The organism is Staphylococcus cornubiensis, assembly GCF_900183575.1.
Classification (GTDB): Bacteria; Bacillota; Bacilli; order Staphylococcales; family Staphylococcaceae; genus Staphylococcus; species Staphylococcus cornubiensis.
Genome location: NZ_FXUZ01000008.1, coordinates 32,826 through 58,510 on the forward strand (window position 1 = coordinate 32,826; position 25,685 = coordinate 58,510).

Annotated in this window: 19 protein-coding genes; 11 read left to right on the forward strand and 8 right to left on the reverse strand. The window is 35.7% G+C overall.

Translation table 11 applies throughout. The annotated features are described in order from the left end of the window. Window positions 1-631: 631 nt before the first annotated feature. Window positions 632-2,806 (reverse strand): bifunctional glycosyltransferase/CDP-glycerol:glycerophosphate glycerophosphotransferase, encoded by a 2,175-nt coding sequence (locus CCE82_RS08845; RefSeq protein ID WP_086429035.1) that lies wholly within the window; start codon window positions 2,804-2,806, stop codon window positions 632-634. Window positions 2,807-3,046: 240 nt separating this feature from the next. Then, on the reverse strand, window positions 3,047-5,218 hold the full coding sequence (locus tag CCE82_RS08850; RefSeq protein ID WP_086429036.1) for a bifunctional glycosyltransferase/CDP-glycerol:glycerophosphate glycerophosphotransferase: 2,172 nt from the start codon (window positions 5,216-5,218) through the stop codon (window positions 3,047-3,049). 386 nt (window positions 5,219-5,604) lie between these two features. Between CCE82_RS08850 and CCE82_RS08855 the strand changes: the two genes are divergently transcribed. The 3 genes from CCE82_RS08855 (at window position 5,605) to CCE82_RS08865 (ending at window position 11,291) form a co-directional block, all read left to right on the forward strand. Then, the gene (locus CCE82_RS08855; protein WP_086429037.1) at window positions 5,605-7,092 is read left to right on the forward strand and encodes a glycosyltransferase; all 1,488 of its coding nucleotides are present in this window, start codon (window positions 5,605-5,607) and stop codon (window positions 7,090-7,092) included. Between the two features lie 525 nt (window positions 7,093-7,617). Next, window positions 7,618-8,559 carry an NAD-dependent epimerase/dehydratase family protein gene (locus CCE82_RS08860; protein WP_086429038.1) on the forward strand — a complete coding sequence of 314 codons (942 nt, stop codon included), beginning with the start codon at window positions 7,618-7,620 and terminating at the stop codon, window positions 8,557-8,559. Window positions 8,560-8,771: 212 nt separating this feature from the next. Further along, window positions 8,772-11,291 (forward strand): glycosyltransferase, encoded by a 2,520-nt coding sequence (locus tag CCE82_RS08865; RefSeq protein ID WP_086429039.1) that lies wholly within the window; start codon window positions 8,772-8,774, stop codon window positions 11,289-11,291. Window positions 11,292-11,811: 520 nt separating this feature from the next. Here the strand turns inward: CCE82_RS08865 and CCE82_RS08870 are convergent. Genes CCE82_RS08870 through CCE82_RS08880 form a run of 3 tightly spaced genes read right to left on the reverse strand, consistent with a single transcriptional unit; the run spans window position 11,812 to window position 14,775 of the window. Next, window positions 11,812-13,311 (reverse strand): tripartite tricarboxylate transporter permease, encoded by a 1,500-nt coding sequence (locus CCE82_RS08870; protein WP_086429040.1) that lies wholly within the window; start codon window positions 13,309-13,311, stop codon window positions 11,812-11,814. A 12-nt stretch (window positions 13,312-13,323) separates the two neighbouring features. Then, complete coding sequence (locus tag CCE82_RS08875) at window positions 13,324-13,767, reverse strand: tripartite tricarboxylate transporter TctB family protein (RefSeq protein WP_086429041.1); 444 nt, start codon at window positions 13,765-13,767, stop codon at window positions 13,324-13,326. 18 nt (window positions 13,768-13,785) lie between these two features. Beyond that, window positions 13,786-14,775 carry a tripartite tricarboxylate transporter substrate binding protein gene (locus CCE82_RS08880; protein ID WP_086429042.1) on the reverse strand — a complete coding sequence of 330 codons (990 nt, stop codon included), beginning with the start codon at window positions 14,773-14,775 and terminating at the stop codon, window positions 13,786-13,788. 258 nt (window positions 14,776-15,033) lie between these two features. Between CCE82_RS08880 and CCE82_RS08885 the strand changes: the two genes are divergently transcribed. Continuing rightward, window positions 15,034-15,270 carry an AraC family ligand binding domain-containing protein gene (locus tag CCE82_RS08885; protein ID WP_159454529.1) on the forward strand — a complete coding sequence of 79 codons (237 nt, stop codon included), beginning with the start codon at window positions 15,034-15,036 and terminating at the stop codon, window positions 15,268-15,270. Window positions 15,271-15,444: 174 nt separating this feature from the next. Continuing rightward, window positions 15,445-15,549 (forward strand): type I toxin-antitoxin system Fst family toxin, encoded by a 105-nt coding sequence (locus CCE82_RS12895; RefSeq protein WP_119184409.1) that lies wholly within the window; start codon window positions 15,445-15,447, stop codon window positions 15,547-15,549. Between the two features lie 167 nt (window positions 15,550-15,716). Here CCE82_RS12895 and CCE82_RS08890 read toward each other — a convergent pair whose 3' ends face one another. Then, on the reverse strand, window positions 15,717-16,379 hold the full coding sequence (locus CCE82_RS08890) for an NAD(P)H-dependent oxidoreductase (RefSeq protein ID WP_086429044.1): 663 nt from the start codon (window positions 16,377-16,379) through the stop codon (window positions 15,717-15,719). Window positions 16,380-16,491: 112 nt separating this feature from the next. On the opposite strand from CCE82_RS08890, the gene CCE82_RS08895 reads away from it, so the two are divergent. Next, a complete protein-coding gene (locus tag CCE82_RS08895; RefSeq protein ID WP_086429045.1) occupies window positions 16,492-17,355 on the forward strand; it encodes a fructosamine kinase family protein in 864 nt (287 codons plus the stop codon). Then, window positions 17,342-17,788, forward strand: coding sequence for a DUF1648 domain-containing protein (locus tag CCE82_RS08900; RefSeq protein ID WP_086429046.1), 447 nt, complete (start codon window positions 17,342-17,344; stop codon window positions 17,786-17,788). Before CCE82_RS08895 ends, CCE82_RS08900 begins: the two co-directional genes overlap by 14 nt. 70 nt (window positions 17,789-17,858) lie before the next feature. Here the strand turns inward: CCE82_RS08900 and CCE82_RS08905 are convergent, their stop codons facing one another. Then, window positions 17,859-18,461: a YIP1 family protein gene (locus tag CCE82_RS08905; RefSeq protein WP_086429047.1), complete on the reverse strand. Its 603-nt coding sequence runs from the start codon at window positions 18,459-18,461 to the stop codon at window positions 17,859-17,861. Between the two features lie 175 nt (window positions 18,462-18,636). Between CCE82_RS08905 and CCE82_RS08910 the strand changes: the two genes are divergently transcribed. From CCE82_RS08910 to CCE82_RS08925, 4 genes are all read left to right on the forward strand, one after another. Next, window positions 18,637-19,278, forward strand: a complete 642-nt coding sequence (locus tag CCE82_RS08910) for a hypothetical protein (RefSeq protein WP_086429048.1) — start codon at window positions 18,637-18,639, stop codon at window positions 19,276-19,278. A 105-nt stretch (window positions 19,279-19,383) separates the two neighbouring features. Further along, window positions 19,384-20,436, forward strand: a complete 1,053-nt coding sequence (locus CCE82_RS08915) for an efflux RND transporter periplasmic adaptor subunit (protein ID WP_086429049.1) — start codon at window positions 19,384-19,386, stop codon at window positions 20,434-20,436. After that, window positions 20,433-21,128, forward strand: coding sequence for an ABC transporter ATP-binding protein (locus CCE82_RS08920; RefSeq protein ID WP_086429050.1), 696 nt, complete (start codon window positions 20,433-20,435; stop codon window positions 21,126-21,128). The genes CCE82_RS08915 and CCE82_RS08920 overlap by 4 nt, the downstream gene beginning before the upstream one ends. Beyond that, window positions 21,112-22,287, forward strand: coding sequence for an ABC transporter permease (locus tag CCE82_RS08925; RefSeq protein ID WP_086429051.1), 1,176 nt, complete (start codon window positions 21,112-21,114; stop codon window positions 22,285-22,287). Before CCE82_RS08920 ends, CCE82_RS08925 begins: the two co-directional genes overlap by 17 nt. Before the next feature lie 984 nt (window positions 22,288-23,271). Here the strand turns inward: CCE82_RS08925 and lip are convergent. Further along, window positions 23,272-25,371, reverse strand: coding sequence for a YSIRK-targeted triacylglycerol lipase (lip, locus tag CCE82_RS08930; RefSeq protein WP_086429052.1), 2,100 nt, complete (start codon window positions 25,369-25,371; stop codon window positions 23,272-23,274). Window positions 25,372-25,685: the final 314 nt, after the last annotated feature.

Here is a 25,685-nt window from a genome sequence, read left to right on the forward strand (position 1 = left end):
GGCATACACCAGTTATCATGAACACATTAACCACGTGATGATGTTAAAATAAAGGCTGACAGCAATGTATGAATGCATAGTATGTAACAAAAAAGAGAATGGGATAATTTCAAGTTTTCCCATTCTCTTTTTATGGACTTATATCCATTAAAGTTGATAAAACAATGGGGAAATGTGGATGAATTGGCCATGAAAAGTAGATGCTATGGGTTGTTTTCACTTCATAAACTTGCCCTAAGTTGCTGTGTTTGATATAAGATTGCCCAGAAGGCTGAGACTCCTGAGGGATAAGTTAAAGGCAAAATAACGTCATTTAACTTTAAAAGCGGCTACCGTTTAACGCAGTAGCTGTCTGACTTCTCAATGCGCATGCTTTTGAGAAGCCGAGTCAGCCTTGCGGGGGCAGTACGACGAAATCTTGGTACCACATGAGATTTCTGTACTGCTCCCAAAATCCAATTCGGCTTCAAACAAGTGACTATTTTATCAAAGCAGAATTGAGTTGAAGGGCCAGCCCCTAGGAAGAACGCGAAGCCATGAGGGCAATCAAAAACCGCCAATCATAGTGAAAGGGCAAGTTAAACAAAATAACCGCATCAATAGCATTAAAAATTTTAATGTCCCATTCCGCTTATTGTTGATCTAAGTTTTTCTGAATCTCATCATAAATCATGTCACCAATGTACTGTGACGCACGTCCATTTTCGCTTGAACAAAAACGTTGATGAAACGTTTCAATTTTATCTTGGTACGTTTCACGAATTTGGTCAATATTTTTTAAACCTTCAATTAAGACATCTGAATCTGTATAAATTGGACCAGGCAACTCAGTATGATAATCAATATAAAATCCGCGTAATTCTTTCGAGTATTTTTCAATATCATAAGGAAAGAAGAGTTGTGGACGTTTCAAAATACCATAATCGAACATGACAGAAGAGTAGTCGGTAATCAAACAATCGCAAATTAAATAAAGTCTTGAAATGTCATTATAATTTGAGACATCAATCGCAAAATCTTCATAACCATTAAGTGACAATTGATTCGAAATTAAATAATGCATACGTAAAAGTATGATATATTCTGCACCTAAAGCTTCTTGTAACTGCGCTAAATCGATTTTAAGTTTAAAAGTATAGCCCCCTTTTTTAACAAACTCATCATCACGCCACGTTGGTGCATACATAATGATTTTTTTACCTTCAGGAATGTTGAGTTCTTCACGTATTTCAGCTTGTAACGCTAAATCATTTGCACGATTGACTAAAATATCATTTCGAGGATAGCCAATTTCTAATGTTTTTTCAGGCGGCATCCAAAAAGCAGTACGGAAGATCTCTGTTGAATATTGATTTGGTGAAATAAGATAATCCCAGCGTGACGTTTCTTTGTAAAAATTTCGTTTATATAATGAAGTCGTTGTATTCGGCATTCTTACGACTTTCATATCATTCGCAAGACGCTTTAAAGGTGTCCCGTGCCATGTTTGAATATATGTTTGATTTGATTTTTTATTTAAGAAGAGTGGGAGACGTGCATTAGAAACCCAGATTTTTGCTTCTGAATACGCTTGATAATAAGCACCAGAATTTTTTTCAACTTTGACTGCTTCACCAGGCACATGATTCATTTTAGGATTATTAAAGACCCATTTATAGTTGAGTTCAGGATAATGATTTTTCATATATTCATAAATGTATTTTGGATTATCACTGTAATTTTTACCGCCGAATGATTCAAAAACAACTGTTTTAGCGTTAACATTGTCAATTTTATCAGTTAGAAAATAACGTGAGCGCTCTTGGAGTGGATGACGTTCTACGATATTTTTTAGGTGACTTATAATAAAGCGAAAACGGTTCATTTTAATTGCCCAATGCGACTTGTCCATCGCTAAAGCTAACATTTCAATAATAAACAGTAATTTCTTCTCTTTTAAAATAGAAAAACCAAGATGATGCACAACTTTTGAGAGTGATGCTTGATGGACGATTAAACGTTCAATAGTGTCGTTTTCATTAGGGTTAAACTCTTGGTGTAATCGCATCATCATATTTTGCTTAATAAACTGACGCAAGGTGTTGTTATGAACGCGTGTAATCGCATCAATAAAACTATTACAGTAGTCTTCAAATAGAAAATCAGAATTTTGTTCAGAAAGGGTCGTTGTATTAAAAGGAGCGTATACTTCTCCTCTAAAATAAAAAGGAAAATGACTTATTTCAATAAAACGTTCAGCATATTGAAGATAATCTAAAATAAACGATTGATCGACATAGACACGTAAATTTTCATTAAATTGAATTTGATGAGCGTGAACGATACTCGTTTTGAAAATAATATTACAAGCTGTATTACTTCGCAAAAATGCTTGCGGATGACTTTGCACAGTTAAATAATTGATTTGTACATCATCTTGATTCACATATTGTGGTGGATTAAGTGAAAATTCGTCAATTGGCGCAATTAAGCCATCCAAATGTTGTAAATGTTTTAAATAAAAGTGCACTGCATAACTTGCAAGTTGATCATCTGCATCTACAAACATGAAAAAAGGTGTTGTAACAGCTTGAATTCCTACATTGCGTGCGTGTGCATGGCCATGATTGTCTTCAAATTTAATATAAGTCACTTTTTTATCATAATCAGCCAATGCTGTATTCAATAATGCCTCGCTATCATCTGTGGATCCATCATTAATCAAAATTAATTCGAAATTTTGGTTCTGTTGTTTTTTTATCGCATTGATACAATCTATGATGTGATCTGACTCATTATAAAAAGGAATTATAATACTCAGGTTCATAATCCAATCATCCTTCCGAATCATGTATTGCTGTATAGACATATATTACCACAATAAAAGATTGCAATACTAAATAACAATTAAAATATCATAATGATTTTAATTTATTTTAGGTTATGGAAGTAAATTGCTTACAGTGTCCTTTAAGTATCAGAAAGTTTATAGACATTCAATGCAATTCATACGATGACACACTAAATAAAAAAGATGAAGCCATCGTAATGACTCCATCTCTCGATATTAATCTAAGTTTTTCTGAATCTCATTATAAATCATGTCACCGATATACTGTGATGCACGACCATTCTCAATTGAACAAAAACGGTTATAAAAGGCATCAATTCGAGGTTTGTATTCATCTTTAACCGCATCTAACTGCTTCAATCCTTCAATTAATGCACCAGGTTCTGTATAAATCGGACCTGGTAAATCTTTATGATAATCAATGTAGAAACCACGTAAATTCTTGTCATATTTTTCAATATCATAAGCGAAGAAAAATTGTGGACGTTTCAAAATACCATAGTCAAACATGACTGAAGAGTAATCTGTAATCAAGCAATCACTAATTAAATATAGTTTCGAAATGTCATTATAATTCGATACATCAATCGCAAAATCTTCAAAACCGTTTAAATCAAGAGCGTTGGCAATCAAATAGTGCATACGTAATAAAATCACATAATCATCACCAAGTTCTTGTTGTAAACGGGGTAGATCAATTTTGAGTTCGAATGTATATTGACCTTTTTTAATGAACTCATCATCACGCCATGTTGGTGCATACATAATGACTTTTTTGCCTTCAGGGATGTTGAGTTCTTCTTTAATACTTTCTTGTAACGCTGTGTCATCTGCGCGATTTACCAAAATATCGTTACGTGGATAGCCAATTTCTAGAACTTTTTCAGGTGGCATCCAGAATGCGGTACGGAAGATTTCTGTTGAGTAACGGTTTGGTGAGACTAAGTGGTCCCAACGAGATGCTTCTTTATGGAAATTACGTTTATACAATGACGTTGTTGTTCCTGGCATTCTAACGACTTTCATATCATTAGCAAGGCGCTTTAAAGGTGTTCCGTGCCAAGTTTGAATGTAAATTTGGTTCGGTTTTTTATTTAAGAAAAGTGGAATTCTTGCGTTGGACACCCAGAATTTTGCTTCTGAATAAGCGTTATAATACGCATTAGAATTTTTTTTGACTTTCTCCACTTCACCAGGTACTGAATTATATTCTGGATTATTAAAGACCCATTTATAGTTGAGTTCAGGATAATGGTCTTTCATATATTCATAAATGTATTTTGGACTGTCACTATAATTTTTTCCGCCAAATGACTCAAAGACAACGGTTTTATTGTTCACATTTTCATCTTTGTCCGTTAAGAAATATTGAGAACGCTCTTTTCCTTTTTGACGTAACGCGACACGTTTAGCATGGCGTGTTACAAAACGTAAGCGGTTAATACTTGAAGCCCATCCTATTTTTTTGAATGCTAATGCGAGTGCTTCTAAAGTGAACAACAACTTATGTTCTTTAAGAATGTCTACACCGAGGTGACGAACGACTTGAGCCAATGCGTCTTGGTGTGTTGCAAACCGTTCGGCTGTTTCGCGCAAGTTCGGTGAAAAGTCGTTATGTAATGTATTGAGCATACGTTGTTTAATAAATGTTCGTGTTTGTTTACTGTGTACACGAGATAATGCATCAATAAAACTTTTTGCGTAATCATCAAATAAGAAGTCAAAGCTTTGTTCAGATAATGTATTGGTTTCAAACGGATCATACACTTCGCCTTTGAAATAAAATGGGAAGTGCGTTACACGAATGAAATTTTCCGCATATTGAACATAATCTAAAATAAATGACCAATCTGTATACACTTTTAATGATTCGTTAAATTGAAGATTGTGTCCTTTAACGATTGCTGTTTTAAAGATGATATTACATGCTGTGTTTTTTCTTAAAAATGAATTAGGATTGCTTTTCGTATCTAAATATTTGATCTGCACACGGTCTTGATCGACAAATTGTGGCATATTCAATGCGAATTCATGTACAGGTGCAATTAAGCCATCGAAGCTTTGAATATGTTTTAAATAAAAGTTGACTGCATAAGTTGCTAATTTATCGTCAGCATCGACAAACATAAAGTAAGGTGTCTCAACGGCTTTCATCCCTACATTACGTGCATGCGCGTGACCTTGGTTTGTTTCTAATTTAATATATTTCACTTTTTTATCATAATCTGCTAAAGCTTCATCGAGTAAAGGTTCACTTCGATCGGTTGAGCCATCATTTACAAGAATCAGTTCGAAGTCTTGATTGCGTTGACGTTTAATATAACTGATACAATCTGTGATGTACTCCTCTGAGTTGTAAAATGGCACTATAATGGATAGTGCATGCATAAGGATCATCCTTTCAGTAATCTTTTAACATTTGGTATTATATCATTAACATTTAATCAAAAGTAGCAATAAATCAAACTTGGCTTAATAAATTTAAAATTTCTGAGAATGGTAACAATAAGTGATTTATACAATATTAGGTTGAATTCTAAATTAAATGAAGGATTGATAATTGCAAGCTATAATTTTGAGTGATTGAATGCTAAGTGTTTGAAATCATGTAAAACAGGGTTTATATAAGTAATATTTTTAAATTAAAAAGTGGGGGTATATACTATTGCTATTTGGTGGGGCAGAGAAGAAAGCGTAAAAAGGTGGAACAGATACAGCAACATTAGTATCTATTGCCATCAATACTATATTTAAAAGTTACTGAGGGGGCGACTATGCTTTACACTATCACATCGACGCTACCAGAAATACATGGTGGGCGGACGAAATCATTATTAAAAAGAATACAGTTTATGGAAAATCATTTTCAAGAATCGCATATGATTTTGACTACTAACTATAATCCTAATTATCCTCTTATTGTTAACCGCTTTAGAGAACGTCAAATTTTAAGTGAAGATACAAAAGTGATGAATATTTATGAATGGTTTACAAATGGGAAAATCTATCAATTTCCACACACGAAATTCAAGAAAAAGCCTAAATATCATCAAACACCTATCAAAATTGAAGGCATGACTTATAAGCGCAGTAAAAAAGATCCAAAAGTTCTACGCTATTACAAAGATGATACGTATTTGTTGTACCGAAAATATTATGACGTCTCATTAGAAATATTGCATATTGAAGATGTAATGTTACCTAGTCAAAAACATAAAGTGGAACGTCGAGAATACAATGAATATGGTTATTTACATCGTGTGAGCTTGTTTGATAAAAAAGATAACTTTAAATTAAGTGAAAAATTATTTGACCGTAATGGTGAAGTTTATTGTGTTCGCCACTTTAAAGAAAATAAACTTTCGCACATACATCTTTATCAAAATGGTACTATCACGCATGCATTTGATGATGAAAAAGACTTTTTTACTTATTTTTATGAAAATGTCATTGATACTGGTGCTAAAGTGTTCAATGATGCGCGTTTGTTAGACCGTGCGATTTTAAATGTATCAAAGCCTATTAAAAACATTTTCTTCATTCACAGTAGTCACAAAAATGTTGATGGTAGTATTAAGAAAAGCTATAAAATTTTTCATAAAAGGGCTAACGAAATTAACCAGATTGTCGTGTTAACAGAACAGCAAAAGCATGAGATGATGGAAGATTTTAACATTTCGGAACATCGTATCACAGTTGTGCCACACTTTATGGCAGTTCATGAACCGGGACATGTCGAAAGAGAACCACGCTTTTTATATATTGGTCGTATTGATGAAAATAAGCAACTTCCACATATTATTAAAGCGTTTAAAACATATCGAGATGCCGGTTACCATTATGGTTTAGACATTTATGGTCATGGGGAAAGTCAGCCTGTTAAAGAGATGAAACAATATATTCGTGAGTTTGATTTGACTGATAAGGTAACATTTCACGGTAAAACGAATGAACCGGATAAGGTATTCAGTCAACATGCCGCATCAATACTTACGAGTCAATATGAGGTTTTTTCTTTATCTGTAATGGAGAGTATCAATAATGGATGTCCTGTGCTTGCATATGATATTCGCTATGGTCCAAGAGAAATGATAAAAAACGGTGAAAATGGTTATCTCGTTGAATCACAAAATATTGATGATTTAGCAGATAAAATGATGAAAATTACAGAACACCCCATTACTGATGTTAAGTTAGATGAGCGTTTCGATATACGACATGCTGAAAAGAAATATGCGGAGTTAATTCAATCGGTTGAATAAAATAATCCAAGAACTGTCTATGTAAAGTGTTGTCTGAAGTGTAGGAATGATTCTGAGTTTTTCATTTTAGTACACTTCATACTATTAAAAGTGGAGTTGAGGTCTTTTGTGTCTCAACTTCGCTTTTTTATATGAGCATTTTTAGAATTTTTGATAAATCATGCTAACGATATCATTTGAACCGTATTCCTTTTCTGTTGAACAAAAAGTTTCTATCCTTTTTTGCATGTTTATTTAATGAGATAAATATTTTTAATTCCTTCAAGTAAAGCATCTGGCCCTGTATAAGTATTAACAAGCAAGTCGGTATTTACCTATGCAAATAAAAAACAGGCGAAGTTGCTATTTATTATAGAGACTTTAAGTGATGAATGCGTGCTCCGAAAGCCGTAATAAAGATTTACATATTTACAATTATCACCAACCATTTTACAATAGAATTATAAAAGAATAAAATGTTTTAGTTTAGAACGAATTTTAGTATTAAATAGAATTTTGTTTTACGTGTTTAAGGAAGTGGAAAAAATGAAGATATTGATTACAGGTGGTGCTGGATTCATAGGTTCACATATTGCTGAACATTTTTTTAATCAACAAGAAGAAGTATATATAATGGATAATTTGAGTACGGGTTATAGACATAACATTCCTTTTATTGATAATGAACATTTCTTACATACAGATATTAGAAGTTATGATGAGGTTGAAAATATTATTCAAACACATCAATTTGATATCATTATTCATTTGGCAGCAGTAGTGAGTGTCGTTGATACTGTAGAAAATCCTGAAGAATCAAATGAAGTTAATATCTCAGCGCTTGTTCGATTGCTTGAATTAAGTCGTAAACACTTGCCTTATCTTAAAAAATTTATATTTGCGTCATCAGCAGCGGTTTATGGTAACAATCCGAAATTACCTAAAAGTATCACAAGTCATATTCAACCCGAATCTCCATATGCGATTCAAAAATATAGTGGTGAACAATATGTAAAGTTATATTACCAATTGTATCATTTACCAACAACGTCACTACGTTTTTTTAATGTATACGGACCAAAGCAAGATCCACAATCTCAATATTCAGGTGTACTCTCTATCATGAAAAACTGTTTTGATAAAGATAAACAGTTTACTTTCTTTGGTAATGGTGAACAAACAAGAGATTTTGTTTATGTTAAAGATATCGTTCAAGCCATTCAAATTGTTATTGATTCTAATTCTACCAATGGCTATGTATATAATGTGGGGACATCACACCCAAAATCTTTATTAGCGATATACAAAGTTTTTATGGATTTATATCAAAAAGAGATTCCAACACGCTTTACTCACCCTAGAGAAGGGGATGTGAAATATTCTTACGCGGATATTGAACCTTTGAAACAATTGGGATTTTCAACGCGCTATACATTAAAAGAGGGGCTAGATGAATATTTGAATTTTGAAATGAAGTATCAATCATAATAGAAAACATAATTTCTATATTTTTGTAGATAAGATTACCAAATTTTACTCAATCAGTCCTAACTACAATGTTAAGACTGTTTTTTGTTGATGTATAAAAAGTACGTAACAGTTATCGTCAATATAAGAGAATGGATATCAGCGATGATGGACTAGGCTTTTATTATGAAATCAACGGCTATCCACAATTCAATAAAAGGAGAAAATAGATAATGGAAAATAGTGTTAAGAAAAAACTATCTAATCAATTGTCTAGAAAATTTAAATTTGCAACCTCGCCTATTTTTAAGTCACTCAATTCAAAGTATCAAAGAAAAGTGAATCAATACGCACGACTTTATCGAAAAACTTCTATTAAGCCATATCAAATTATGTATCAGGTCAGAGATGGTAAAAGTATTACAGATAGTCCTTATGCCATTTTTCTACAATTGAATGCTAATAAAAAATTCTCAAAATACCGTCATATATGGGTAGTAGATCATCCTGATACGTTAAATTACTATAAAAGAAAATTAAAAAAATATAGTAATGTCTCTTTTGTGATTAAGGAATCTGATGAATATCTTCAAGCATTAAATGAAAGCAAGTATATCATTAATAACGCAACTTTTCCTGCCTATTTTACAAAAAAGCCACAACAAATTTATATCAATACGTGGCATGGGACGCCTTTAAAACATATGGGATTAGATGTAAAAGATAATTTAAAGGGTTCTCAAAATACGATAAAAAATTTTTTAGCATCAGATTATATTATTAGTCCTAATGCACATACGACGCAGATTTTTAAGCATGCATTTAAATTAGAGGGTCTATATGAGGGTGAAATTTTAGAAGTAGGTTATCCACGTATAGACTTAACAATAAATACATCTACGGTAGAGGCCAAAAAATATTTATCTGAACATTTAAATGTGAATCAGCAACCTATTTTACTTTATTGTCCGACATGGCGTGGAACAGATGTAAATCATCCAGAAAATAGTTTATCTAATATTTATAAAGAAATTCAGTTACTTAAAAAATCGTTACCTTATCAAATTTTTGTTAAAGTTCATCCATTTATTTATAGTAAAGCTGAAGAAATGCCAGAACTTAAGCCTTATTTGGTTCCTGACTTTTTAGATACGAACCAGCTCATGCCAGCAATTGATATCATGATTACTGATTATTCAAGTATATTTTTCGATTTTCTAGTTACAGATTACCCAATTGTGTTCTACGTACCTGATTTAGATGCGTATCAAAGTGAGCGCGGTGTCTATATAGAACCTTCAGAACTACCAGGTCCGATAACTGACAATATCCATGAAGTCATTAAATTAATTAAGGATGAGAATTATAAAAGTACGGATGTCCAAGATAGATACTTAAAATTCAAGCGAGAATTCGTGAATCATGAAGATGGTGGTGTAACGGAGCGTTTTATCGAAAAGGTATTTTTAAATCATCAAGATCATTCTATTAAAACTTCAAATTATCATAAAAAGAAAAAAATACTGCTCTATCCAGGTGGAATGAAGAATAATGGAATTACAACATCAGTGACGAATTTGTTATCCAATATAGACTATGATAAGTATGACATCACCGTTTTCACGAATAATACAAATAACACTGAGCAGTTAAATAACTTACAAAATTTAAATGAGAACGTACGTATTATTTTAAGAAAAGGGCCAATGATTTCTACTTTTAAAGAAATTTATCAAAACGAATTTATTCGCCAAAGAGGGATATATCAATTTTTCGAAAAATGTGTATATCCTAAAGCACTATTTGAACGTGAGTTTAGAAAACTATTTGGGGATTCTAAATTTGATTATGCGATTGATTACAGTGGCTATGCAATGTTTTGGTCGAATCTCATTTTAGCAAGTGGTGCTAATAAGAAATACATCTTATTGCATAGTGATATTAAGTCTGATATGGAGAGAACAGTTAACGGGAAGCGTCCGCACTATCAAAACTTGAAAGGCGTTATTTCGCTTTATCCATATTTTGATAAATTAGTGAGCGTGTCAGAAGCAACGAAAAAACTAAATCAATCAAACTTTGGTTCCATTAAGTTAAAGAATCGTCATATTGCTTCAAGAAATACGATAAACATTGAAAAAATCAATCAGTTAGTTGATGATGATAGTGACTTGTTTGAAAAAAATGGAAAAGCCGTTTTAGCAACATTAACAGAGCAAGGCATGGAAGCGATTGAATTTTCTAAAGATGATTTTAAAGTGGTGTCAGTGGGAAGATTGTCACCAGAGAAAGGCTTTGATTTACTGATTAAAGCTGTTGCCGAATTAGTGCCCAATTATCCGCAGCTGAAATTATACATTCTTGGAGACGGACCACTGAAGGGGATGTTGAACAATTTTGTCGCACAGCTTGGTTTACAAAATCATGTCTATTTTCTTGGTCAACGTCGCAATCCATTCTATATAGTGAAACGCGCGGATGTATTTGCACTTACTTCTCATTACGAAGGACAATCTATGGTGATTTTGGAAGCATTAACAGTTGGTACAAATGTACTCGCTTCAGACATTATTGCTAATCGTTATGTTCTTGAAGATGATAAGTATGGTATGTTAGTAGAAAAGAATGAAGTTGAAATTGCTAAAGGTTTAGAGCAATTTATCAATGGGACTAATAAAGACTATGCGAAGTTCGATGCAGTTGGTTATAATCAGGAAACAATTCAAGAGTTTTATTCATTGTTACAACAATAAATGGAAGGGACTGGGACATTAAGTTTTCCCGGTCCCTACCTTTTTATGGAAATATATCCATTAATGATGATAAAACAGCTAAAAATGAGAATGGATTGGACGAAAAAAATTGGATGCTATGGGTTGTCTTCATTTCATAAACTTGCCCTAAGTGGCTACATTTGATGTAAGATTGCCCAGAAGGCTGAGACTCCTGAGGGACATAGTTAACAACAAAATGTCGTCTTTTAACTTTGATAGAGGCTACTGTTTAACGCAGTAGCTGTCTGACTTCTCAATGCTGTACTTTTGAGAAGTCTAGTCAGCCTTGCGGGGGCAGTACGACGAAATCTTTGTTACACATGAGATTTCTGTACTGCTCCCAAAATCCAATTCGGCTTCATTCCAGATCAGCCCCTGGGAAAGGGAAGCCATGAGGGCAATTCAAAAATATAAATCTTAAGAACGGGGCAAGTTTAACAAAATACTGCATCAATAGCATCAAAAATTTTTATGTCCAATCCCTTTTTCCCTTATATTATCAATTTGATGATGCTTTTTTCTTAAACAGTTTAATGATTAATGGATAGAAAAGTGCTAATACAGTCATAATCGTTAAGACAATGGTAATCGGCGAACCGAAGAAAATGTCACCGAGATGATTATGACTTGTAATTAAGCTTTTACGGAAGTTTTGTTCCATATCAGATCCGATAATTGCTGCCAAAATGAGCGGTGCAATTGGGAAGTCTAATAATTTTAATAATAGGCCGATGATACCAAAAATTAATAAAATATAGAAATCAATGACGCTGTAACTCAATGTATATGTCCCGAGAAATGCAAGGACTAAAATAATAGGATAAAGTGTTTTCGGTGGTGTTTTTAAAATTTTTAGTAATAGGCCAATCATCGCAATATTGATGATAACTAAGAAAATATTGCCGATGAACATACTATTAACAAGTGTCCATACCATTTCGGGTTGCTTTTCAAATAAGAGAGGTCCTGGTTGTAAGCCAAGCATCACGACAGCACCTAGGATAACAGCTGTTGTGCCTGAACCGGGAACGCCCATCGTTAATAATGGAATGAGTGAACCGACAGAAGCGGCATTGTTTGAAGCTTCAGGCGCTGCTACCCCTTCGATAGCACCTTTACCAAACTTCTTCCCATTTTTAGAGAATTGCTTTTCAGTCGCATAACTAAGTAGGGAAGCCACTGAACCACCAGCACCCGGTAAGACCCCAATTAGAAATCCAATGGGGCTTTGTCTTAACATCGTCCAGCGTGTGCGTTTCCAATCTTCTTTCGTTAATTTCATCGAGCCTAAATCGCTTTTCGGTGGTTGTAACGTGTCTAAGTGCATGTAGTTGTATAATACTTCAGCAACGGCATACACACCGATAATGATGACAAGAAAATCAATACCTTCACTTAAATGTGTGACGTCGAAAGTAAAACGATACACACTTGTTTGTAAATCCACACCGATTGTACTCATCATTAAACCGATAGACATGGCGATAAAGCCTTTGACCATTTTACCAAGCGACAATGTGACGATCATGGACAATGTGAATAAGAAAAGGACGAAATATTCACGTGGTCCAAAATGAAGTGCAAATTCGGATAATGGTTTAGCAAGGAGAATAAAGCCGATGACTGAAAAAAGGCCGCCGAATAGTGAAGCAACCGCCGAAATGGTCAAAGCTTTACCTGCTTGATGATTGAGTGTCATCGGATAACCATCAAATGTTGCGGCAATTGCAGAACCGTCTCCAGGTGTATTGAGTAAAATCGAACTTCTGGAACCGCCATACATCGCTCCGTAGTAAATAGAAATCATCAGAATCAATGCACTGACGGGATTCATCCCAAACGTTACTGGAATAAGAACAGCCACCGCCGTCGCAGGCCCTAAACCTGGAAGCATCCCTACGACTGTACCGAGGAAGCCGCCAATCAAAATCCACAATAAATTCATCGGTTGGAAGGCAGTTGAGAGACCTTCCCAAAAACTATTGATATCGATACCCATATGACCGCCCCCTTACGGTAAACTAACGTCTAACAGTTGGGCAAAGGTATACCATGCCACACCTGAAAAGACGATAGCCACGATGAGATTTTTCAACCAATGCTTAAAGCCATTGACTAAGAACATGACGGCTGCTAAAAATAACATGGTCGAAATTAAAAAACCAATACGTTCGAAAATGAATGTATATATCAGGATAAATAAACATGTCAAACCAATGCGTTTAAGGACAAGTGGTGTTAAAAATGCTTTAAATTCATTGAAAGACACATTTTTATCACGAAGCATTTGAAAAAAGTAAATAATACTCATCACAATCAATAAACTCGCGATAAGAATTGGGAAGTATTTTGGACTTTGTGGATCACCAATTCTAGAAATCGGCAAATTGAGAGAGAGGAGTAAGTAGGTAACGCCAATGATGAAACAAACAATAGGCGCAATAAGTCTTACCATATGAAGTTCCCCCTTTGTTTAAAAACCAGCGTCTTGAATGAGCTGTTCATACTTTTTCTGTTGTTCATTTAAAAACTTTTCAGATTCATAGCTGTCTTTATAAAATTTATCCCAGTCTTTATTTTTACGGATTTTTTCCCACTGTTCAGATTGGACCACTTTTTTCATGGCTTGGTTCCAATAAGCGCGTTCTTCTTTGGTCATATTTTTAGGTCCCATCACACCACGCCAATGTGGGAAGACGATATCCAAACCTTGTTCTTTCCAAGTAGGGACATCTTCTAATCCTTTAATCCGTTTATCAGAAGTCGTTGCCAGCACTTTAAGTTTGCCAGCTTGATGTTGTGTTTTGACTTCAGACACAGCGGTTGAGGCGATATCAACATGACCACCGAGTAGTGCTGTTTCTAAATCACCACCACTTTTATAGACGAGGAAATCTAAGTTTTTCACATCGACGCCGTATGCTTTTGCTGCTTGAACAAAGGCAAGATGGTCATTGTTACCAAGACCAGGTGCAACACCAATCGTTAATGACTTAGGATCTGCTTTTAACTTTTCCATCACTTCTTTACCTGAAGACAGGTGAGATTGATTAGAAGCTGAAAGACTAATCCATTCTGTAGCTAAAATGGCAATCGGTGTAAAATCTTGATGACTCAAATCACTTAAGCCGAGTTCGTGGTTAGAAAGCAATAGACTAGAGTTCACTGCAATAGAAGTTGCTGGACGTTCACGAAGATATTGCCAACCGACTTCACCACCGCCACCTGGTTTATTGATGACTGTAATGTTTTGATCACTCAGCTTTTCATCTTGCATAATTTTTTGGATAGCGCGTGCAGTCGCATCCCAGCCCCCGCCAGGTGAAGCAGGTGCAATAATTTCTATAGTGCGATTTGGAAATTTTTGACTACTTGAAGATTTTGTTTCTTCATCTTTGTTGTTATTCGTACAAGCAGCCAAAATGAGCACGAGGCCCATCAAACATGTCACGAGTTTTCGCATAACTCCATACCCCCTTTGTATGTGACAATTAATCTAAGTTTATCATAATATTCAGAATTAACGAGGAAGCATTCAAATAATATACTTTTGGCATTCTTATTTTGTTTTTAGCTATGGATCAAAGATTGAATGAATATAGGGGAGAATGTTTGAAGATTTTTATAAGGATATCGTTGCATTTTAGCCAAATGGAAATTGTTAATTTATGGATGTGATGTTTATAATGAAAATGATGATGCTTTGAAAAGGGTGATGGGAATGGGGAGAAATCGTGTTGTATCGAATGAGAGAACGAACTTATTTAATGATATTCATTTTCTGTTTGCTGGAGAAGAATATTGTGATTCAGGTTATCAATTTGGTCCAGCCGTGAGACCTAATTTTATTATTCATTTTATTGTTTCGGGTAAGGGATATTATCAATTTGATGGACAAACGTATCAACTTTCTCAAAATCAAGGTTTTGTCATTTTTCCTGATAAATTAACGACATAGGTTATTTTATTATGCATAAATACCATTTTATTATGCATAAATACCATTTTATTATAAATATAATGTTTTGCAAAGTCTTATTATAAAACGATAGTATTGTCGATTTGTAGGTGATATAATAATGGGGTCGTCTATCTCTCAGACGTCAATTTGGCGTGAGAGGAGGTGTTTATTATGGGGGAAATCCTTCTGAATGGCCCAACCACAGTAGTTAGTGGTTGCTTTATCGCGTATTTTGCGCATTGGCTACGTAAACGCGATAAAAATAGGCGACAATGACAATAGCCACACCTAATAAGAATCCCCTCACTACCACGAATAGTGAGGGGATTGGTGTTTATTATGTTGGATTCCTTATAAACAAATATTAATCTATCAATTCACATTTGTCAACGACTATAAATTTCGATATAAGTGATTCATCATGTTTTATTTATTCCCAACAACTAAATCCAATCAATGACTTCTTCTTTGCTACGACGTGTTTTGGCACGTTTTGGATCTTCTTCACGATAACCAAATGCAACCATCACTGAAGGTGCAAACTCAGCATCATCAAAATAACCTTTTTCAGTTAAAATACGTGTCACTTCATCATATTGGAAGCCTTCAATTGGACATGAATCCACCCCTAAAAATGCTGCAGATATCATCATATTTCCAAGTGCGATATACGTTTGTTTACTAGCCCAGTCCCATAATGCACGATCGCTTTCATAAAGATTTAAGTTATCGTTTTGGAATGCTGACGTTTTCTCGCTCATTTGCTCAATCATGTCTGTATCCATTTGTTTGACGTCGCGCAATAATTTTTGTACGTATTCGTTTTCTGGTCGTACATTTTTACGCGCTAAAATCAATACAAAGTGGCTTGCTGTATCTAATTGCCCTTGTGCGCCCCAACTTATAGGTTTAAGTGCTTCACGTACTTCCGGATCTTGAATGACTAAAAATTTCCAAGGTTCAAAGCCAAGTGAACTTGGTGACAGACGGCCAGTTTCTAGAATTGTATCGAAATCAGCGTCGTCAATTTTACGCTTTGCATCAAAACGTTTTGTAGCAAAGCGATAATTAAATGTGTCTAGTAACATTTGACGTTTATCTTCCATGTGTTGCAACTCCTTTAAATAGTGTCATACAATTATAGTATAGTTGACTTTAAATGTACGTTAAAATAGTTTGTTTGGATTCAATTTCAATAGAGAAAAGGAGTTGGATGTTATGAATGAAAATTGGTATAACACTTTACCCCTCGAAAATATTCAAGCGATTGAACCGGTCAGTGGTGGTGATGTGAATCAAGCGTATCGAGTGGATACCAATGACGCACGATACTTTTTATTGATTCAACCTGGGCGAGATGCGTCATTTTACGATGCAGAAGTGGCAGGTCTTGAAGCGTTTGAAGAGGCGGGGATTACAGCGCCTATCGTGATTCAACAAGGACAGATCGAACATGATGCCTTTTTATTACTAAGTTATTTGGATGAAGGGTACGATGGTAGTCAAGAAGCACTGGGAAAATTAGTCGCACAACTGCACCAAACGCATGAACGAGAAGGGCGATTTGGATTTCATTTGCCTTATGAAGGAGGGGACATTCAATTTGACAATTCTTGGACAGAAGATTGGAAAACGTTATTCTTGCAACAACGTATCATGCCACTTGCTCACGTGATTCGTCAACGTCAATTGTGGTCTGACGCTGATGATGCGTTATTTGAAAAAGTATACGCGTTGATGGAAGTGATACTCACACAACATGAGAGTGCACCGTCGTTGTTACATGGTGATTTGTGGGCAGGCAATTATATGTTTTTAACGGATGGTCGTCCGGCACTGTTTGATCCTGCTCCATTATATGGAGATCGGGAGTTTGATTTAGGTGCAACGAAAGTATTTGGTGGGTTCAGTCCGGCATTTTATGAAGCATATGATGTAGCTTATCCTCTTGCTGAAGGGGCGACGTTACGGATTCGTTTTTATGAGTTGTATTTGTTACTCGTTCATTTAGTGAAGTTCGGGACAATGTATTTAGGCAGCGTAAGAAGAACGATGGAGGAAATTTTAGATGAAGCGGATTAATCGATTGATCCCGGTTTTATGGTTGATTTCTATCGCAATATTAGCGGTATTTTACATGCAATTACCGGACCAAGTAGGGATACATATGAACTTTAATGGTGAAGTAGATGATTGGGGTTCGAAAAGGTATTTATGGATCATACCTATCGTATTTCTTATTATATGGTGCTTTCTCTTTTTATTATTCAAGTATTTACCTGTCATCGAACGTACAATTAAGGGGAAAGTAGATGAGAAGCGTCATGCACAAACGCGAGATGTTTTGATGATAACACTGGTCGTTCAACTTACGGTGTGGCTGCTTTACACAGTGAATCTTATTTATACAATTAACGGTATAGAGGGGATTCCGTATTGGCTCATGTGGTTGGCGTATTTCGTTATAGGTGTGACACTGATGGTACGAATGGTTCGGCTCGTCAAAAGAAAATAATGATAAAAGTATAAAATTAAGAGACTCGGGCATTAAGTGGCTCGAGCCTCTTCTTATTTTTATGTATGTATTATGCACTGATAGCAGTTAATCCAACGCATAGGATGAATACCACAATGCCGATTATCCAAGACCACTTAGCAGAAAGGTGACCATTAGAATGCAACATGACACCGAATAACCAACCTGTCAATAAATTCGTCAAACTGAATGCACTTAACAATGTATTTCCGCGTGCGAAAACATTAAGTGAATCGATTTTTACTGTTGAGATATCCAATTGAAATAACAGTTGAATGACAAGAATAATTATCATCACGACTAAAATGGTGTTATAGTAACGTAATACTGCACCGAATATTGCTTTTTTAGAGAGTACTTTCTTGAAAATTTTGTAAATGATAAGTGTGATGATATAAGTGATACCTATAACAACGAGGCTACTAATGACGGTACCAATCACGCCAGCGACCATTGTAAAAGGTACTGATTGTTGTGCTTGAGCTTCAGTTAATCCTTGTTCAGTCAGCATTTTCGTGTAATCAATAGAAAAAATAGAGAGTGCAGCTTGGATAATGATAAAAACTATCCAGAGTAAAAGTTTCTTCCAAATGTTAGGGTGTGTTCTATCAGTGTTAAATGCTTCTATATATAACGATTTCGAATATTCCATAGACCTGCCTCCCAAAAAGTATTAAAAATAGTATAGCACTAAATTATATAATTTTATACTTTGTTCACAATGTTTGTGTAAGCATTTGTCATATTTTAGAATTTTTACTTTAAATACAAAAAAGCGTCTAACAATGTGATAATATTAAGTTAATCTTTTTGAGGAGGCAAAAAAGTTGGTCAAGACAAATCTACCTCTATTCCAACATTTTGAAAACTTACGCAACCATCCCACTTGGAAATTAAAAGCGGCATTGATGGTAGTTATCACACTCATTCATGCGTTTTTGTTAAAAATTGATACGGATAATACAACGCTGTTAGAAGGCTTTGGTTATTCAAAAGAAGATATTGAAGACTTCCATCAAATTCATTGGTTTGCTGATACGATGAGTAGTTTGATGGGGGTACTGATAAGTTTTTTGTTTACTTTTGTCGTATTTATGATGTTTTCTAAACTGTTGCACTCCGATGTTTCGACCCAAGCGATACTATCTGCCTCATTAAGTCATTCTTTAATTGTGACATCGGTCGCACTAGTATTCGTATGTATTCAACTTATATTTCACTTGTCATTTCCTACATATAGCATCACAAGTCTTAATGTTTTTGCACCAGGGAATATGTACTTAGCCGCATTTGACGTTCAAACCATATTTAAAGGTTATGTCACGTTTATCGTTTATCATGCAACGAGTCGGCTGTCTTTTCGTGCCGCTTTGACTTTGGGCTTGTTAACAATCATATTAACAATATTACTCGCGCTAGGTTCAGCGTTTTTAGAAGATACGGTACTAAGTTTAGCCGGGGAATTGTAAACTGTCCGCAATATATATAATTTATTGATTTTTTAAAGAAAATTTATCCTTCTTAATGGTATAATACAACCAAAGTATCTTATGCCATTAAGGAGGATTTTTATTTTGAAGAAAAAAACTTTGATTGTGTCGTCAGTGATAGGCATTTTCTTACTTGTAGGAATTGCATTTTTAGTGAAAACGTTTGGTGATGTTGGAAACCAAAAAAATGAAGATGCTTACGATACATATACTGTAAAAACTGACAAACCGCTACGTGTGACGGGTAAAATATCACCTGAAACGATTAAAACATACTTAAATAATGCACAATTGGGTACATTTTTAAGCGCGCAAGTGAAAGATGGTCAAACCGTAACTCAAGGAACACCATTATTGAATTATGATATTGACCCAACACAACGTCAAAAGTTATCTAAACAGCTAAACGATGCCCAGCAAAGCGGAGATCAGCAAGCGATTAATCAAGCTTGGAAACAATTGAATCGTTATGATGGACAAGTGTATAACAGTGTGAATGCGACATTTAATGGTACAGTGTCATTGATAAACAATGGCCAAGTCGGTGAAGGTGAACCGATATTGAAATTAATTGCGAATGAGTTAGAGATTCAATCTACTATTTCGGAATTTGACTTGGAAAAGGTTAAAGTTGGCGATACGGTCAATGTTAAAGTGACAAGTACTGGTAAAGAAGGCAAAGGGAAAATTACGCACATTTCACAACTTCCGACAAGTTATCAACAAGATGGCAAAGGTGAGACAACAGGAGGTGCGCCTGCTGCAGGTGATGGCAGTGAAGAAGCGGACTCGTTAACGACGAATAATCCAATACAATCGCATCCAACTGGCGAGAATGACAAAGAAACATCGAAATATAAAATTACGATTGGTGAACTTGATTTTGATGCGCGCAACGGCTATTCCGTGGAGGCGACGATTCCTTTAGAAACACTTAAAATTCCAAAATCTGTGTTAACGAAAGATCATCACGTGTATGTCGTGGATCAATCAGGCGTTGCACATCGTACGAAAATTACGTATGACGAAAAGAATGGTGAATTGATCATCAAGAAAGGTGTTAAAAAAGGCGATCGCGTTATCAACCACCCAGACGCTAAAATTAAAGATGGTGAGAAAGTTGAGGTGGCCAAATGATTGAACTGAAAGGGATCAATCGTCATTTTAAAAATGGGAATGAAACAAATCACATTTTAAAAGATATCGAGTTGCGTATTGAGCAAGGTGAATTTGTCGCAATTATGGGCCCTTCAGGATCAGGTAAAAGTACACTTATCAATATTTTAGGTTTTATCGATCGCGGTTATGAAGGAGAATATTTGTTTAACGGTGAAAATTACCAAAAAAAGTCAGATAATGAATTGGCAACGATTCGTAACCGGACAGTGGGCTTTGTATTTCAAAACTTTAAACTTATCCAAAACAACACGATTTTAGAAAATGTGAGTGTTCCATTGTTATACGCAGGTATACGGCCAGCTGAACGCAATCAACGTGTGTTGGACATCTTACATCGTGTCGGATTGTACAATAAAGAAAACTTAGTTCCAAACAAATTGTCAGGGGGACAACAACAACGTGTGGCGATTGCAAGAGCGATTGTGAACCGTCCTCGATTTATTATTGCCGATGAGCCAACAGGGGCACTCGATTCGAAAACGTCTGAAGATATTATGGCGTTGTTTATGCAGTTGAATCAAGAACAAGGCACGACAATGATTGTAGTCACGCATGATCCGAAAGTTGCTGCACAAGCAGATCGCGTGATTCACATTTTGGATGGTCGAGTTCAAAGAGAAGAGGTGCTGTCGCATGGCGTACATCGCTAATATTATTCACGTTTCATTACGTTCGATTATGAAAAATAAGCGCCGTAATATTTTTACTATGATTGGGATTATTATTGGGATTGCGGCTGTGATTACGATTATGTCATTAGGTAATGGCTTTAAAAAGACAGCCGATGAACAATTCAGCGATGCAGGGGCGTCAAAAGATAGTGCTTTGGTCAGTTTCTTATCGAACAACTTTGAGACAGTGAAAGAACCTCCTTTTACAACGACAGATATTGATATTGCGCGCCAAGTAGAAGGGGTCCAAGATGCAAGTGTTAAAGAAGATGACACGCTTGGGTTAACGGCTGAAGCACGTACTGTGAAAAAGAAAGCAGATATTGCGGTTGTTAAAAGTGAAACAGTTACTGAACCGGATGAAGGCAAAGGTTTTAGTAAAGAAGATAATGCTTTGAAGCAACGTGTCGCAACCGTGTCATCAGAAGTGGCAGAGACGTTGTTTAAAGGCAATGCAGTCGGTCAAACCATTTATATTGATGACATTGGCTTTGAAGTCATCGGTGTGAAAGAAAAGGCACAAATTCCGAATGCTGTGCAAATCCCTACAAAAACCGTTGAATCCGACTTGCCGAATTTGAAATCTGACTTTCCACAGTTAATGTTAAAAGTCGGTGAAGATGCGAATAAAAAAGAAATTGCTACAAAAGTTGCAGACCAATTGAATCAAAGAGGTTCAGCCGTCTCACAAGGAGAATATCAATATGCAGATACTGAAGAACTGATGAAGAGTATCGGTAAAATCTTTGACTCAATTACGTATTTTGTTGCAGCCGTGGCAGGTATCTCACTCTTTATTGCAGGGATTGGTGTGATGAATGTGATGTATATTTCAGTTGCTGAACGTACGGAAGAAATTGCGATTCGTCGTGCATTCGGTGCCAAAGCGAGAGATATTGAATTTCAATTTTTAATCGAGAGTGTTGTGCTCTGTTTAATTGGTGGTATTATCGGTTTGATTATTGGTATTTTAATTGCGAAATTAGTGGATGTGGTGACACCTGAATATATTCAAAGTGCTGTCAGTCTCGGTTCTATTCTATTAGCAGTCGGTGTGTCTACGTTAATTGGTATTGTGTTTGGGTGGATTCCCGCACGCGCCGCAGCTAAGAAAGAGTTGATTGATATTATTAAGTAATGCTGCATTTTGATGATGCTGAAACATTTCAAAAGCATTCGTTTTTCAATACTAAGAGAGCATCTTGCAGATTGCTGAACCTTTCTTAGCGTTTAATAATTGAGCCTTTATTGATTGCGATTATGGGCTTCGCGTTCCTAGGCGCCTCGCTTCAACTAACCAACGCATTGATTGGTATGTGACAAGGTTGAAGCGTTGGTGGATTTTCAGCTTCGGCTGGATGCCTCAGGAGTCTCGCCCAGTTTTGCAATCTAATAAAGGCTACTTATTTTTGTGGTGAAGAAAGGTTCTAGCAATCTAGGTTAAACCTTCTAATGGTAATGAGTGAATGTATGAGGTACAGCATCATCGTCGTGCAGTGAAGGTGAGGAAGAGAGCCGTCGTATTCTCGGGTGCGTTTTTGCAATCTAGGTTAAACCTTCTAAATAGTAATGAGTGAATGTATGAGGTGCAGCATCATCGTCGTACAGTGAAGGTGAGGAAGAGAGCCGTCATATTCTCGGGTGCGTTCTAGCAATCTAGGTTAAACCTTCTAAAGGTAATGAGTGAGTGTATGAGGCACGGCATCATTGTCATGTAGCAGAGGTTAGAATAGAAAAAGTTATCATTATGAAGTTTATCAGTAATATGTGTACGCATTTGAAAGGTGACATTTTGATTTTAAACTTCATGAATGTTTTAAAGAAGGAAAGAGGTGCTCGGACGTTTCAAAGTTCGGGCACCTCATTTTTTTAGGAAGAGGAAATGGAACATAATTTTTTAGCTTTTTCTATGATAAATGAAAACCGTTAAATTGAAATATAAAATCAATTAAGTCAATCAAAAATATTTGATGCCCTTTGCTTTTATAGTAAAGAGAGCAGAACAATCTAATGTCCTGCTCCCGTATATGTTAAATGCAATTAGAATTTGAAAATAGTTTTAAGCACTTTGAAAATGGATAATAACAATTCTAATGGTGTACCTGCCATCTACAAAACCTCCTTATCCTGTTTGTTCTTCTGATTTGACTAAGTCTTCAGCCAGTTTATGCCAGAAGTCTTTTAACTCATCTTGTGAATGTGCAGTATCATTTGTATCTTGACCGACAAAGTCTACATGGTCCCAACCGTGTTGTACAGGCATCACTTGCCATACACCTTTTTTCACGTCATCTGATGCATCGACCCAAGCTTGGTTGTATGGGTGTTGTGAAGATACAACAGATACAAGGCCGTCATTTTCACGCCATTCTTTTTCAGCAGCTTTACCGATCACATTCGCTGTCAGTGTGAATGGGAAGAACATGTTGTAATCTGATTTGTGCTTGCCTGAAATTGATGGGTGTGTGGCTTCACCTGTGTATGTTTTATAGACAATGTTTGGATTAAGTGAAGTTTTTTTGTTCAATTTTGATGCGCCTTCACGTGTTAAGTCATAAAAACCGTGATCTTCTGTGCGCCACAATTGGTCGTTATTGGCAACACGTTCAAAGTAATCCTCTAATGACTCGCCTTTTTTACGCTCTAGACCCCATTGATTTAAACCAAAGTCTACGCGTGCTTTGTTTTTAGCAAGGACTTGTGCGACATCGAAAACGACTTGACGTACAATCGCCTCATTGCCGAGTTGATCTGATGCGTGCGTACCGTTATGTGGTGTACCTAGTGTTGTAATAGATGACACCATATTATCGTTTTTACCAGAAAAGAGTGGAGAAATCTCGCCACCATGTTCTTTTTGATACGCAATTTCTTCAGGATTACCATTGCGTAACAGTTCTTCTAATTGACGAATTGTTTGTCCGCCCATACTGTGACCAACGAGGTGTACTTTTTGACCTGGTTTCCAATCTTTGTACACACCTTCATATGTTTTACCGTAACGTTTATGACCGTATTTCGCGGCATGTGCTGCACCGTAATCTACAGTCCCACCTTTAATATAGTAATACAGTTCTACTGCACGATCGTAGTTACTACCAAAGGCACTCACACTTGCTTCATATGTGTTATAACCGTTTTCTTCTAAGTCTTGTCTAATGTTTAGTTTTTCGCCACCCCAATAGTGTGACAATACAGAAGGCAATAAGTTATCTGTGAAGCCGTTAAAACCGTGTACTAAAATGATAGGGTCTCCATTTTTATAGAAACCTTGTTTAGCTTTTTTACTTGCTTGTGCTTTCACTTGTTCAGCGTTGCGTTGTTGCGTTTGTGGTTGTGTCGTCGCTACATTTGCTGTTTTAAGTGTTTTCACGTCATCTTTTGTTGGTGTTTTAGATTTTGTATTCACGAGCGCGTTTTTGTCCACACTTTTCGTTGTGATTGTTTGAGGTGCTGCTTCTGCTGAGAACGTTGTGACGTTTTTGTCAGATTGTTCTGTCAATTTATGATGCTCATTTTGTGCCTCAGATGATAAATCAAGAGTTGTTGGCACCGTATTTTCTTTTGACGCTAAACTTTGTGATTGAGGCTCAGATGAATCGTTTTGAGGTAAAGTAATCGACTGATGTTGTGTATGTTGTGCGTTGTTTTTGGCTACGATCTTGTCTGATTTTTGTTTACCGTTATCAACTTTTTTATCTGTGTCAACAGGTGTTTCATTTGTTTCATTTTTGGTTGGTAATTGTGGTTCTTTCAAATCAGTTGTTTCCTTCTGTGGTTCAGCAACTGGTTTTAATGATGATGCTTGAGCTTCTGGAGTGACCGCGTCATCTGATGTATTCGCGCTATGTAGGTCTTTTGTTTGAGTTGATGGTTCATTTGAAGGGTGTTCTGTAGATGACGTGAGTGGTTTATCCTTTGGTGTCGCTTCTAGATTTGTTGTTGGTTCATCTGAATTTTCTTTCGGAGCTGTTGATGTGCCTTTAGATGTTTGTTCAGTTGAAGGGAGCGCTACTTTGGCATTGTCCGTTACAGGCGTTTGCCTTTCTTCAGTTGCGACTTTTTCAGTTTGTTGACTTTGTTCGGGTGCATCGGTTGTTGATTTTGAATCAGCTAAAGCAGGTGCGTTTGATAAGCCTATGAAAAATAAAGATGCGATAACGACTGATGAGGCACCGCTTTTAAATTTACGAATACTAAATAGTTGTTTCTGATCTTTCATTTTTCCACCTCTTTGTTTATTTAATTAAATTTGTAACGACTATACAAAAATGTTAATAATGAGTCTTGGCAAAAATCCGAAAATTTTAGCTAAAATCGCTGACATCCACACCCCTCCTTTATTTTAGAAAGTCCTACTACAATAATCTGTAAAGGCTTTCAGTAGTTAGTGAAAGGATACAATATTTTTAAATAATTGTCAAAAAGATTAATTTAAAAAATGAATTTTTATGTTTCCAGTTTTTATTTTATATTGTAGAGGGTATTGGAATAATTTGAAGAGCATGTTTATGAGCAATCGATGGAGGGGTATGG

Coding starts and splice junctions, on each gene's coding strand:
- CCE82_RS08845 (WP_086429035.1), bottom strand. CDS start 2,806: ATGAACCTGAGTATTATAATTCCTTTTTATAATGAGTCAGATCACATC.
- CCE82_RS08850 (WP_086429036.1), bottom strand. CDS start 5,218: ATGCATGCACTATCCATTATAGTGCCATTTTACAACTCAGAGGAGTAC.
- CCE82_RS08855 (WP_086429037.1), top strand. CDS start 5,605: ATGCTTTACACTATCACATCGACGCTACCAGAAATACATGGTGGGCGG.
- CCE82_RS08860 (WP_086429038.1), top strand. CDS start 7,618: ATGAAGATATTGATTACAGGTGGTGCTGGATTCATAGGTTCACATATT.
- CCE82_RS08865 (WP_086429039.1), top strand. CDS start 8,772: ATGGAAAATAGTGTTAAGAAAAAACTATCTAATCAATTGTCTAGAAAA.
- CCE82_RS08870 (WP_086429040.1), bottom strand. CDS start 13,311: ATGGGTATCGATATCAATAGTTTTTGGGAAGGTCTCTCAACTGCCTTC.
- CCE82_RS08875 (WP_086429041.1), bottom strand. CDS start 13,767: ATGGTAAGACTTATTGCGCCTATTGTTTGTTTCATCATTGGCGTTACC.
- CCE82_RS08880 (WP_086429042.1), bottom strand. CDS start 14,775: ATGCGAAAACTCGTGACATGTTTGATGGGCCTCGTGCTCATTTTGGCT.
- CCE82_RS08885 (WP_159454529.1), top strand. CDS start 15,034: ATGGGGAGAAATCGTGTTGTATCGAATGAGAGAACGAACTTATTTAAT.
- CCE82_RS12895 (WP_119184409.1), top strand. CDS start 15,445: ATGGGGGAAATCCTTCTGAATGGCCCAACCACAGTAGTTAGTGGTTGC.
- CCE82_RS08890 (WP_086429044.1), bottom strand. CDS start 16,379: ATGGAAGATAAACGTCAAATGTTACTAGACACATTTAATTATCGCTTT.
- CCE82_RS08895 (WP_086429045.1), top strand. CDS start 16,492: ATGAATGAAAATTGGTATAACACTTTACCCCTCGAAAATATTCAAGCG.
- CCE82_RS08900 (WP_086429046.1), top strand. CDS start 17,342: ATGAAGCGGATTAATCGATTGATCCCGGTTTTATGGTTGATTTCTATC.
- CCE82_RS08905 (WP_086429047.1), bottom strand. CDS start 18,461: ATGGAATATTCGAAATCGTTATATATAGAAGCATTTAACACTGATAGA.
- CCE82_RS08920 (WP_086429050.1), top strand. CDS start 20,433: ATGATTGAACTGAAAGGGATCAATCGTCATTTTAAAAATGGGAATGAA.
- CCE82_RS08925 (WP_086429051.1), top strand. CDS start 21,112: ATGGCGTACATCGCTAATATTATTCACGTTTCATTACGTTCGATTATG.
- lip (WP_086429052.1), bottom strand. CDS start 25,371: ATGAAAGATCAGAAACAACTATTTAGTATTCGTAAATTTAAAAGCGGT.